This is a genomic window from Streptomyces sp. MK37H (assembly GCF_018035285.1).
In the GTDB taxonomy this organism is placed as follows: domain Bacteria; phylum Actinomycetota; class Actinomycetes; order Streptomycetales; family Streptomycetaceae; genus Streptomyces; species Streptomyces endocoffeicus.
Genome location: NZ_JAAAYH010000305.1, coordinates 1 through 11,119, shown reverse-complemented (window position 1 = coordinate 11,119; position 11,119 = coordinate 1). Strand labels below are relative to the sequence as shown.

General features: G+C 73.3%; 8 protein-coding genes and 1 pseudogene. 8 read left to right on the top strand and 1 reads right to left on the bottom strand.

The features are described from left to right. Positions 1–217 (bottom strand): annotated as a pseudogene (locus tag GWI24_RS31615) (polysaccharide deacetylase); the annotation flags it as partial. A gap of 44 nt (positions 218–261) precedes the next feature. Here GWI24_RS31615 and GWI24_RS31610 point away from each other — a divergent pair. From GWI24_RS31610 to GWI24_RS31575, 8 genes are all read left to right on the top strand, one after another. After that, the gene (locus GWI24_RS31610) at positions 262–1,464 is read left to right on the top strand and encodes a methyltransferase domain-containing protein (RefSeq protein WP_210949430.1); all 1,203 of its coding nucleotides are present in this window, start codon (positions 262–264) and stop codon (positions 1,462–1,464) included. 544 nt (positions 1,465–2,008) lie between these two features. After that, positions 2,009–4,519 (top strand): SpoIIE family protein phosphatase, encoded by a 2,511-nt coding sequence (locus tag GWI24_RS31605; protein ID WP_210949428.1) that lies wholly within the window; start codon positions 2,009–2,011, stop codon positions 4,517–4,519. Next, positions 4,516–5,235 carry a class I SAM-dependent methyltransferase gene (locus GWI24_RS31600; RefSeq protein WP_210949427.1) on the top strand — a complete coding sequence of 240 codons (720 nt, stop codon included), beginning with the start codon at positions 4,516–4,518 and terminating at the stop codon, positions 5,233–5,235. The genes GWI24_RS31605 and GWI24_RS31600 overlap by 4 nt, the downstream gene beginning before the upstream one ends. A gap of 106 nt (positions 5,236–5,341) precedes the next feature. Next, complete coding sequence (locus GWI24_RS31595; protein ID WP_210949425.1) at positions 5,342–6,175, top strand: M55 family metallopeptidase; 834 nt, start codon at positions 5,342–5,344, stop codon at positions 6,173–6,175. Further along, positions 6,168–7,508 (top strand): M20/M25/M40 family metallo-hydrolase, encoded by a 1,341-nt coding sequence (locus tag GWI24_RS31590; protein WP_210949423.1) that lies wholly within the window; start codon positions 6,168–6,170, stop codon positions 7,506–7,508. Before GWI24_RS31595 ends, GWI24_RS31590 begins: the two co-directional genes overlap by 8 nt. An 8-nt stretch (positions 7,509–7,516) precedes the next feature. Continuing rightward, entirely contained in the window at positions 7,517–9,583 is a 2,067-nt protein-coding gene (locus GWI24_RS31585; RefSeq protein ID WP_210949421.1) for a prolyl oligopeptidase family serine peptidase, read from the top strand. Beyond that, positions 9,580–10,323, top strand: coding sequence for a 4'-phosphopantetheinyl transferase superfamily protein (locus GWI24_RS31580; RefSeq protein WP_210949419.1), 744 nt, complete (start codon positions 9,580–9,582; stop codon positions 10,321–10,323). The genes GWI24_RS31585 and GWI24_RS31580 overlap by 4 nt, the downstream gene beginning before the upstream one ends. Next, on the top strand, positions 10,316–10,870 hold the full coding sequence (locus tag GWI24_RS31575; RefSeq protein ID WP_210949418.1) for a GNAT family N-acetyltransferase: 555 nt from the start codon (positions 10,316–10,318) through the stop codon (positions 10,868–10,870). The genes GWI24_RS31580 and GWI24_RS31575 overlap by 8 nt, the downstream gene beginning before the upstream one ends. Positions 10,871–11,119: the final 249 nt, after the last annotated feature.

Genomic DNA, 11,119 nt, shown 5'->3' with positions numbered 1-11,119 from the left:
GCGGCTGCGACGACACCGAGGGCGGGTCGTCCAGCCGCGGGGCGAGGGAGGCCGGTGGCATGGGAGCGCCGTGGCGGGAGCCGGTGTGCGGCTCGGGGGCGGCGGCGAGGGATCCACAGGCCGTGAGCACGGCCGCCGCGCCGACGAGAACCAGACAGCGAGGAAAACCAGTCCTGATCATCATCACATAAGTGATCTTCGGTCCGAGGGCGCGCATATGCTCGCCGTGCGGGGGCGAATGCGCTCGCGGGAGCGGGGAGAATGGGCCATGTGGACGTTGACGCCTTCGATTCACTGCTCGGCGACGAGGGGCAGGCGCTGCTCTCCGCGCTCCGCGACTACGACCCGGCGAAGGAGCTCGCCACCGCGACGCGGCTGCGCCGCGACCATCCCCCGGCGCTGGTCTCGGCGGCCCTGACCCAGGCCGCGCTGCGGCAGCGGGCGGTGGCCAAATTCGGCCCCCAGGACGCGTACCGCATGTACTTCACGCCGAACGGCGTCGAGCAGTCCACCCGCACCTCCGTGGCCGCGTACCGCGCCTCCCGCTTCGCGGAGTTCGGCGTCCGCCGCATGGCCGATCTGTGCTGCGGCATCGGCGGCGACGCGATCGCGCTCGCCCGCGCCGGGATCTCCGTGCTCGCCGTCGATCGCGACCCGCTGACCTGCGCCGTCACCCGTGCCAACGCCGAGGCGCTCGGTCTGGCCGATCTCATCGAGGTCCGCTGCGCCGATGTCACCGAGGTCGACACCCGGGACTTCGACGCGGTCTTCGTCGATCCGGCCCGGCGCGGCGGACGGGGCCGCGTCTTCGACCCCGAGGCGTACTCCCCACCCCTCTCCTGGGCCATCGAGGCCGCCCGCACCACGCCGCGCGCCGCCCTCAAGATCGCCCCCGGCGTGCCGCACGAGGCGGTCCCCGAGGACGCGGAGGCCGAGTGGATCTCGGACCACGGCCATGTGAAGGAGGCCGTCCTGTGGTTCGGCACCGCCCGCCCAGGGCTGCGCCGCGCCACGCTGCTGCCGAGCGGCCACTCCCTCATCGGCACCCCGCTCCTCCCCGACCCCGAGCCCGGCCCGGTCGGCCGCTGGCTCTACGAGCCGGACGGCGCCGTCATCCGCGCCCATCTCGTGGCCGATGTCGCGGCCCGCGTCGGCGGCCGTCTGATCGACCCGACGATCGCCTACATCACGACGGACGAGCTGCGCCCGACGCCGTTCGCCACCGCGTACGAGATCACGGATGTGCTGCCGTTCAACCTGAAGAAGCTCAAGGCGCTGCTGCGGGAGCGGGAGGTCGGCGTCGCGACCATCAAGAAGCGCGGTTCGGCGGTCGAGCCGGAGCAGCTCCGCAAGAAGCTGCGGCTCGAAGGCGGGAACGCCTGCACGATCGTGCTGACGCGCTCGGCGGGCTCCCCCACGATGCTGCTGGGGCACCCGGCCCAGGCCCTGTCCGGCGGATCGTGACGCCTGCGTCGGGCTGGTCCCCTCCCCGCAGCGCCGATACGCGGCCCCGCCGCGTGGCAGGGCTCCGCCCCGGACCCCGCCCGGATGTGTGCGGGCGTCCGCCCGGTCTTTCGGTGCGTCGGTGTGCCGACTGCGTTCGGGCCGCCGGTGCAGGGTGTTCACGGCCTCGTCGCCCGCGGCGAACAGCGCCTGTCCCGTGGGCGCCCTGGCTCCCCTGTTCAGCGGTCGGTCGCTCGGCCACTGCGTCGCGGTGGCGCGGTCGGTGCCCCGGCTGGTGAGTTGATGGCGGCGATGGTCGGCTCGTCGTCCCGGGGCCCAGGGGCGGAGCCCCTGCCACGCGGCGTAGGCCGCATATCGATGCTGCGGGAAGGGGTGGGGAGGGCCGGCCTCGGCGGGAGGCGCGCCGTGGCGCCTCCCGGCGGCGACTCCCTCGCACGTACCCGCACATGACACCTATTCGGGTATTGCCTCCCGCAGTCGCCCGCAACAGCCGTACCGTGGGTAGCGCTGTCGCAGATCTTGCGTGCGAAGGAGTCTTCCGCCTATGGAGTACGGCACGTCGCGCTGCGACGACGGCCAGGGCGAGCCGCCCGTGGTGCCGGAGCAGCGCAGGGGTGTCCACGGGAGGATGCCGCTCGCGGTCGTCGTCATCGACGCCGAGGGGCGGGTCACGCACTGGAGTTCGGGGGCGCGCAGGCTCTTCGGCCCCACGCGGCAACAGGCCGTCGGCCGTCCCGCCGTCGACCTGATGCCGGTCTCGGGGGCGTTACGCGGCGCCGAGGTGCGCACCGACGCGACGGGCAGCCCGGAGCTCGACGACTCGCGGCTCGGCACCGTGTACTACCCGACCGCGGGGCGGGCCCGTATGGCGGAGCCGGGCCATGGCCGGGTGGACGTCCTGTGGTGGGCGTATCCGCTGGTGGGCCCCGGGCCGGAGCGGCTGTTGGTGCTGGCGGCGGACGCCCAGGGGGTGGGCGGGGACGCGCTGGGGCGCGACGAGCGGATCGGGCCCGGATTCGCGCTGCACACCGAGTTCCCCGGAGCCGAGCGGCTGGCCGGCCGACTGCCGGACATCCTGCCCAACATGGGCCCGGCCACGGCCGGCCGGATCGTCGCCCAGGTGCTGGAACTGGGCTATCCGGTACTGGAGATCAGCCACCACGAGCGCGTCCCGGTGACGCCTGACTGGGGGATGCCCCGCTACCGCGAGCGCCGGGCGCGCCAGGAGGCCGTACGCCGGCGCGCGATCGCGGCGGAAGGCGCACCGGATCGGGCGCACGCCCCCGAGCGTTCACCGGACCCCGATGAGGTGGACCTGGAGTACGCGGCGGTCCGTGAGCGGTTGGAGTTCCTCAACGAGGTCAGCGGACGCATCGGCACATCCCTGGACCTCGCCCGCACCATCCGCGAGGTGACCAGCGCCGCCGTCCCGCGCTTCGCGGACTTCGCCGGGACCCATCTGCGCGCCCAGGTGCTGGCGGGCGAGGGGTTCCCCGACGGCCCGCCGGACGTCACCACCGTCTGGCACCGCGTCTGGGTCGAGCACAACGACGAACCGGGCCGCTGGGACGACACCGTGCCGGTCGGGGAGAGCATCGCGTTCCCCGAGCACACCCCGTTCTTCCAGTGCATGGTCACGGGCGAGCCGGTGCTGATCCCGCACATCAGCGACGAGGTGGGCGACCGGATCGCCGGGCAGTTCGAGAAGCGCGACCTCAGACCCCTGATCAACGGCCGGTCGATTCTGATCGTGCCGCTCAAGGCGCGCGATGTGGTGCTGGGCTTCATGGTGCTGCTGCGGCGCCGGGGGCGGGAGCCGTTCGACGACATGGACCGCACGACCGGCGCCGAACTGGCCGCCCGCGCCGGGCTCGTGCTCGACAACGCCCGGATGTACACCTACCAGGAGAACGTCGCCGAGACGCTCCAGGACAGCATGCTGCCCCAGGTGACGCCGCGCATGGCGGGCTGTGACACCGCCACCCGCTATCTGCCCGGGACGCGGCTGGGCCGGGTCGGCGGAGACTGGTTCGACACCATCAAGCTGCCCGGGTCGCGCACCGCGCTGGTGGTCGGCGACGTCATGGGGCACGGGCTCACCTCGGCGGCGATGATGGGGCAGTTGCGCACCGCCGTGCAGACCATGGCCGCGCTCGATCTGCCGCCCGCCCAACTGCTGCGCAACCTCGACGATCTGGCCCAGCGGCTCGGGGAGCACTATCTGGCCACCTGTCTGTACGCCGTCTACGACCCCGTCACCTCCGAGCTGGTGGTCTCCAACGCGGGCCATATCCCGCCCGTGCTGGTGCGGGCCCAGGACGGCCGCAGCGAGCTGCTGGACCTGCCGACCGGGGCGCCGATCGGCGTGGGCGGGGTGCCCTTCGAGACGGTGACGGTGCGGGTGGCGCCCGGCGACCGGCTGGTGCTCTGCACGGACGGCCTGGTCGAGGTGCGGGGCCAGGACATCGGCGCCGGGATCGCCGCGCTGTGCGAGTCCGCGGCGCATCCGGCGGCGTCCATGGACGACGCCTGCGACACCATCATCCGGGCGCTGGCCGCCGCGTCCCGCGACACGGACGGCCGTGGCGGCCGTAAGGACGACGTGGCGCTGCTGATGGCCCGGCTGAACGGCATACCGGCCGAGGACGTCGCCCAGTGGCGGCTCGCGCTGGACCCCAGCGAGGTCGGGCGGGCGCGCCGGCTCGTCCGCGAGCGGCTGCGGCGGTGGGGGCTGCCGGAAGCCGTGGAGACCGCCGAGCTCCTGGTGAGCGAGGCGGTGACCAACGCGATACGGCACGCCCACACCCACCATGTGCGGCTGCGCCTGGTGCGCACCGACGCCCTGCTGTGCGAGGTCACCGACGACGACCACGAACTGCCGGCGCTGCTGAGCGCGGACCGGGACGACGAGAGCGGGCGCGGCCTGCGGGTGATCAGCAAACTGGCGCGCGAGTGGGGGACGAGCCGCACGGGGCGCGGTAAAACGGTGTGGTTCGAGCAGGCGTTGGCACATCCGGCCGATCAGGCGTTGGCACACCCAGGGGAGCGGCGATGAGCGTCTCGGAGCGCTACCGGCAGGCGTGGGAGAGCTACTGGCGGGAGACCTCGGACGCCCCGGGGGACGCCATCTGGGACGCGGACCCCTCGCTGAGCGCCGCCCCGCATCTGGACCTGCTCGCCCCGTACGCCGACACCTCGCTGCCGATCGTCGACCTGGGCTGTGGCAACGGCACTCAGACCCGCTATCTGGCCTCCCGCTTCGGGCGGGCGCTGGGCGTCGACCTGTCCCAGGCCGCGGTGGAGCACGCACGCCGCGCCGACCCGGCGGGCGCGGCGGAGTACCGGCGGCTCAGCCTGACGGACGCGGCCGCGGTGGCTGACCTGGCGCGGCGGCTCGGCGACGCCAATGTGTACATGCGGGCGGTCATCCACCAGAGTGACGCCGCCGACCGGCGTCCGGTCGCGGAGGCGGTGGCCACGCTGCTGGGGCGGCGCGGGCGGGGGTTCGTCGTGGAGCTGACGGCCCGGTCCAAGGCCGTGCTGGGGGAGCTGGCGGCGAGCCCGGGCGGTCCGCCGCCGAAGCTGCGCCGGGTCTTCGACCACGGGCTGCGGCCGGCCGACGCGGCGGACAAGGAGGTTCCGGAGGTGCTGGCGGAGGCCGGGCTGGAGATCCTGGCCGACGGCCCGACGGCGCTTGCCCAAACGGAGCAGTGGCCGGACGGCTCCCGGGTCGAGCTGCCGGCCCGCTGGTTCGTGGTCTCGCGGGCGTAGCCCGACGTGGCGGACGCACCCCGCGCGCCGCAGGCGGAGACGGTGGACTGGACCAGTTATCCACAGGGGTGGTTCGGGTCGGGCGCGGCGCGTAACGTGACGAGGCATGAAGATCCTCATCAGCGCCGACATGGAGGGCGCCACCGGCGTGACCTGGCCGGCTGATGTGCTGCCCGGCACCCCGCAGTGGGAGCGCTGCCGCCGTCTGTTCACCTCCGATGTGAGCGCGGCCGTCGCCGGGTTCCTCGACGGCGGCGCGGACGAGGTGCTCATCAATGAGGCGCATTGGAGCATGCGCAATCTGCTGCTGGAGGAGCTGGACGACCGCGCGCAGATGCTCACCGGGCGGCACAAGACCCTGAGCATGGTCGAGGGCGTGCAGCACGGTGATGTGGACGGGGTGGCGTTCGTCGGCTATCACACCGGCGCGGGCACCGAAGGCGTCCTCGCCCACACCTACCTGGCCAACTCCATCACCGGCGTGTGGGTGAACGGCGCGCGGGCGAGCGAAGGCCGGCTCAACGCACTGGTGGTCGCCGAGTACGGGGTGCCGGTGGTGCTGATCACCGGGGACGACAAGACCTGCGAGGACGCCAAGGACTATGTGCCCGACGCCCGGTGCGTGGCGGTCAAGGACTATGTCTCGCGCTATGCGGCGGTGTGCCGCACCCCCGCCCGCACGGCCGCGGACATCCGGGAGGCGGCGCGGGAGGCGGCGGTGCTGGCGGTGCGCCACGAGCCCGCCGGCGGCGGGCCGTTCACGCTGGAGCTGGAATTCGACGCCGAGCATCTGGTGGGGGCGGCGAGCGTCGTGCCGGGCGTGGAGCGCAGCGGCGAGCGTCGCGTGGCATACACCTCACCGACCATGTACGAGGGGATCCGCTGCTTCAAGGCCGTCACGACGGTCGTCTCGGCCGCGGTGGAGGAGCAATATGGCTGACGCGGACCGTGCCGAGGCGATCGACGCCCAGGCGCTGGAGGAGGTGGTGCGGTTCACCTCCGATCTGATCAGGATCGACACCACCAACCGCGGCGGCGGTGACTGCTCGGAGCGCCCGGCCGCCGAGTATGTGGCGGAGATGCTCGGCGATGTGGAGATCGAGCCCACCCTGCTGGAGCGGTCGCCGGGGCGCACCAATGTCGTGGCCCGGATCGAGGGCACCGACCGGTCCGCGCCCGCGCTGCTGGTCCATGGCCATCTGGACGTGGTGCCCGCCGAGCCCGCCGACTGGACCGTGCACCCCTTCTCCGGGGAGGTGCGCGACGGGGTCGTCTGGGGCCGGGGCGCCATCGACATGAAGGACATGGACGCGATGGTGCTCGCCGTCGTCCGGGCCTGGGCGCGGACGGGCGTGCGGCCGCGCCGGGACATCGTGCTGGCCTTCACCGCCGACGAGGAGGACAGCGCTGCCTGGGGCGCCGGCTTCCTCGCCGACCGTCACGCCGAGCTCTTCGAGGGCTGCACCGAGGGCATCAGCGAGTCCGGAGCCTTCACCTTCCACGCCGGTTCCGGGATGCGGATCTACCCCATCGCGGCGGGGGAGCGCGGCACGGCCTGGCTGAAGCTCACCGCGCACGGCCGCGCCGGACACGGCTCCAAGGTCAACCGGGACAACGCGGTCAGCAGGCTGGCCGCCGCGGTCGCCCGCATCGGTGAGCACAGCTGGCCGGTCCGGCTGACGCCCACGGTGAAGTCCGCGCTCACCGAACTGGCCGCGCTCCAGGGCATCCCGGCCGAGGTGGACGCCCCGGACTTCGACGTGGACGCCCTGCTGGCCAAGCTGGGGCCCGCCGCCGCCCTGATCGAGCCCACCGTGCGCAACAGCGCCAACCCCACGGTGCTCGAGGCCGGTTACAAGGTCAATGTGATCCCGGGCAGCGCGACCGCCTATGTGGACGGGCGGATGCTGCCCGGCGGCGAGGAGGAGTTCCACGACACCCTCGACCGGCTCACCGGCCCGGATGTGGAGTGGGAATTCCACCACCGGGAGCGCCCGCTGGAGGCGCCGATCGACACCCCCACGTACCGGGCGATGCGCGCCGCCGTCGAGCACTTCGACCCGGGCGCCCGCGCCGTGCCGTACTGCATGTCGGGCGGCACCGACGCCAAGCAGTTCTCCCGGCTCGGCATCGCCGGATACGGCTTCTCACCGCTGCGCCTGCCCGAGGGCTTCGACTATCAGGCGCTCTACCACGCCGTGGACGAGCGGGTGCCGGTGGAGGCCCTGCACTTCGGCGTCCGCGTGCTCGACCACTTCCTGCAGAGGGCGTGAGGAACACGGTGCAGCAGCAGACGGCCGTCACGGCCCCTTACGGGGACTGGCCCTCCCCGGTCGACGCCGCGCTCGTCGCCTCCCACGACGGCCATCCGGAGTATGTGGGCACGGTCGGCGAGGAGGTGTGGTGGACCGCGCCGCGCCCCGGCGAGGGCGGCCGCCGCGCCCTGATCCGGCGGCGCACCGACGGCGCCGAGGTCCCGGTGCTGGCCCCGCCGTGGAATATGCGCAGCAAGGTGATGGGGTACGGCGGAATGCCCTGGGCCGCGGTGGACCGCGCGAGCGACGGCCCGCTGGTGGTCTTCGTCCACTTCGCCGACCAGCGGTTGTACGTCCATGAGCCGGACGCCCCGGCCGGGGCCGCGCCGCGCCCGCTGACCCCGCTGTCGGCGGTGGGGGAGGGGCTGCGCTGGGCCGACCCGGTGCTCCTCCCGGAGCGCGGCGAGGTGTGGTGTGTGCTGGAGGAGTTCACCGGCGTGGAGCCGACCGATGTGCGGCGGGTCATCGCCGCCGTACCGCTGGACGGTTCGGCCGCCGAGGACCGTGCGGCGGTGCGCGAGCTGACCGACGACCGCCATCGCTTCCTCACCGGACCCCGGCTCTCGCCCGGCGGCCGGCGGGCCGCCTGGATCGTCTGGGACCACCCCCGGATGCCCTGGGACGGCACGGAGGTGATGCTGGCCGATGTCGCGGAGGACGGCTCCTTCACCGGCGCCCGGGCGGTGCTGGGCGGGCCGGAGGAGTCGGTCGCCCAGATCGAATGGGCCGAGGACGGCGCGCTGCTCGCGGCCACCGACCGCACCGGCTGGTGGAATCTGCACCGTCTTCGGCCGCCGGAGGAGGCGGCCGGTGCGCGGGAACGGGCCACGGCCGGTCGGCCGGTGGAGCTGTGCCCGCGCCAGGAGGAGTTCGGCGGGCCGCTGTGGAAGCTGGGCCACCGCTGGTTCGCCCCGCTGGCCGGCGGTCTGATCGCGGTGCTGCACGGCCGGGGCGCGGCGGCCCTCGGCATCCTCGATCCACGGACCGGTGAGCTGGCCGATGTGCCCGGCCCCTGGACCGAATGGGAGCCGACGCTGGCCGTGAACGGCACCCGCGTGGTCGGCGTCGCGGCGAGCCCGCACAGCGGCCATGAGGTGGTGGAGCTGGACGTGTGCACCGGTCGCTCCCGGGTCATCGGCAGCGCCCACACCGACCCCGTGGACCCCGCGTACTACCCCCGGCCGGAGGCCCGTACCTTCACCGGAGCGGACGGCCGGGAGATCCACGCCCAGCTCTACCCACCGCACCATCCCGGCCACACCGCACCGGACGGTGAGCTTCCGCCGTATGTGATCTGGGCCCACGGCGGGCCCACCGGCCGCGCCCCGCTCGTGCTCGACCTGGAGATCGCCTACTTCACCTCGCGCGGCATCGGCGTCGCCGAGGTCAACTACGGGGGCTCCACCGGCTATGGCCGCGCCTACCGCGAGCGGCTGCGCGAGCAGTGGGGCGTGGTCGACGTCCAGGACTGCGCCGCCGTCGCCCGGGCGCTCGCCGACGAGGGCATCGCCGACCGCGCCCGGCTCGCGATCCGCGGCGGCAGCGCGGGTGGCTGGACGGCGGCGGCCTCCCTCACCGCCACGGATCTCTACGCCTGCGCCACCGTCAGCTACCCCATCCTCGACCTGGTCTCCTGGGCCACCGGCGGCACCCATGACTTCGAGTCGCGCTACACAGAATCGCTGGTCGGCCCGCTCGATGAGGTGGCCGACCGCTACCGCGAGCGCTCCCCGCTGCACCGGGCCGACCGCGTCGGCTCGCCCTTCGTACTGCTCCAGGGGCTGGACGACACCATCTGCCCGCCCCAGCAGTGCGAGCGCTTCCTGGAGGCGGTCTCCGGGTGCGGCGTCCCGCACGCCTATCTCACCTTCGAGGGCGAGGGCCATGGCTTCCGCCGCGCCGATACGATGATCCGCGCCATGGAGGCCGAATTGTCGCTGTACATCCAGACCTTCGGGCTGATCAGATCCGATGTGCCCACCCTGGAGCTGCTGAAGTCAGCGGTTCCGAACTCCACTGGAGGAGCGAGTTGACACCCCCATCGGCCCCGCGCATCGTCGGCCGTGATCCGCTGCCCACCGCCGTCGCCGATGCCTGGCCGCAGGGCGGCGAGCCCGAGACCTGGCTGCTCAGCGTCTCGCGGTACACCGCGGCCATGGACGCGGGCGCGCCCGGCACGATCCTGGACGCAGGGGAGCGGGAGCGGGCCTCGAAGTTCCTGCGGGCGGAGGACCGCGAGCGCTATACGGCGGCCCATCTGGGGCTGCGGGAGCTGCTCGGCGCCTATCTGGGGACAGCCCCGGCCGATGTGCCGTTCACCCGCGAGGCATGCCCCGGCTGCGGCGGCCCGCATGGCCGCCCCGCCGTGTCCGGCACCCCGCTGCACTTCAATATGTCGCACGCCGGTGATCTGGTGCTCTTCGCCTTCGCGGGCTCCCCGGTCGGCGTGGACGTGGAGAAGCTCCAGCCCGCCTCGGTGGTCGACGGGGTCGCCGAGAGCCTGCACCCCAAGGAGCGCGCCGAGCTGGACGCGCTGGCGCCCGCCGACCGGCCCGCCGCCTTCGCCCGCTGCTGGACCCGCAAGGAGGCCTACCTCAAGGGCCTGGGCACCGGCCTGTCCCGGGACCCGGCGGTCAACTATGTCGGCACCGGGCTCTCCGCCGTGCCGGTCGGCCCGTGGGCGATGACCGACCTCCCCGTGGACGGGGCCATATCCGGCAGCTCCGGTTATGCGGCGGCCATGGCGCTGCTGACATCATTGCCGCATGCCTGACGTCCGGTACGTCGCCGAGGGAACCCGGGCCGCCATCCGCCACACCCGCCGCGAGGACGCTGCGGAGTTCACCAGGCGCGCCCGGGAGAGCATGCCCTTCCACCGCCCCTGGCTCACCCTCCCCACCACCGAGCCGGCCTTTCAGCACTACATCGCCCAGCTGGAGCGCGAGGACCGCGAGGGCTTCCTGGTCCATGACCGGGAGACCGGTGACATGGCCGGGTTCATCAACATCAACAACATCGTGCGCGGCGCCTTCCAGTGCGGCTCGATCGGCTACGGCGCCTTTCCGCCCGCCGTCGGGCAGGGTTATATGTCCGAGGGGCTCGGGCTCGTACTGCGCCATGCCTTCGGGCCGTTGGGGCTGCACCGCATCGAGGTCAACATCCAGCCGGGCAACAAGGCGTCGATCGGGCTGGTGAAGCGCCATGGCTTCCGGCTGGAGGGATTCTCCCCCGACTTCCTCTACATCGAGGGCGCCTGGCGCGACCACGAGCGCTGGGCCATAACCAGCGACATGCTGAACCAGCGGACCGACCCTGGCTGACGGCGCCGGGCGCCGGGCGACGGGTGCCGGGCGACGGGTGCCGGGCGACGGTGCCGGGGGCCGACCGACGCTGCCGGGTGCCGGGTGCCGGGTGCCGGGTGCCGGTCGGGTGCCGTCCGACGGTGCGGCTGACGGGTCACCATGATCGGTCCGAAGCCGCTCTGTTCAGCGGGCCCGTCGGCGTTGTTCCATGGTCACCGGACGGTCGCCGCACCGAGGTGACCCAAGGCAGTCGGAACGAGGCAGCCC

Bases quoted from the DNA above. Each gene is read 5' to 3' on its own strand.
- GWI24_RS31610 (WP_210949430.1), top strand. From the start codon at position 262: ATGGGCCATGTGGACGTTGACGCCTTCGATTCACTGCTCGGCGACGAG.
- GWI24_RS31605 (WP_210949428.1), top strand. From the start codon at position 2,009: ATGGAGTACGGCACGTCGCGCTGCGACGACGGCCAGGGCGAGCCGCCC.
- GWI24_RS31600 (WP_210949427.1), top strand. From the start codon at position 4,516: ATGAGCGTCTCGGAGCGCTACCGGCAGGCGTGGGAGAGCTACTGGCGG.
- GWI24_RS31595 (WP_210949425.1), top strand. From the start codon at position 5,342: ATGAAGATCCTCATCAGCGCCGACATGGAGGGCGCCACCGGCGTGACC.
- GWI24_RS31590 (WP_210949423.1), top strand. From the start codon at position 6,168: ATGGCTGACGCGGACCGTGCCGAGGCGATCGACGCCCAGGCGCTGGAG.
- GWI24_RS31575 (WP_210949418.1), top strand. From the start codon at position 10,316: ATGCCTGACGTCCGGTACGTCGCCGAGGGAACCCGGGCCGCCATCCGC.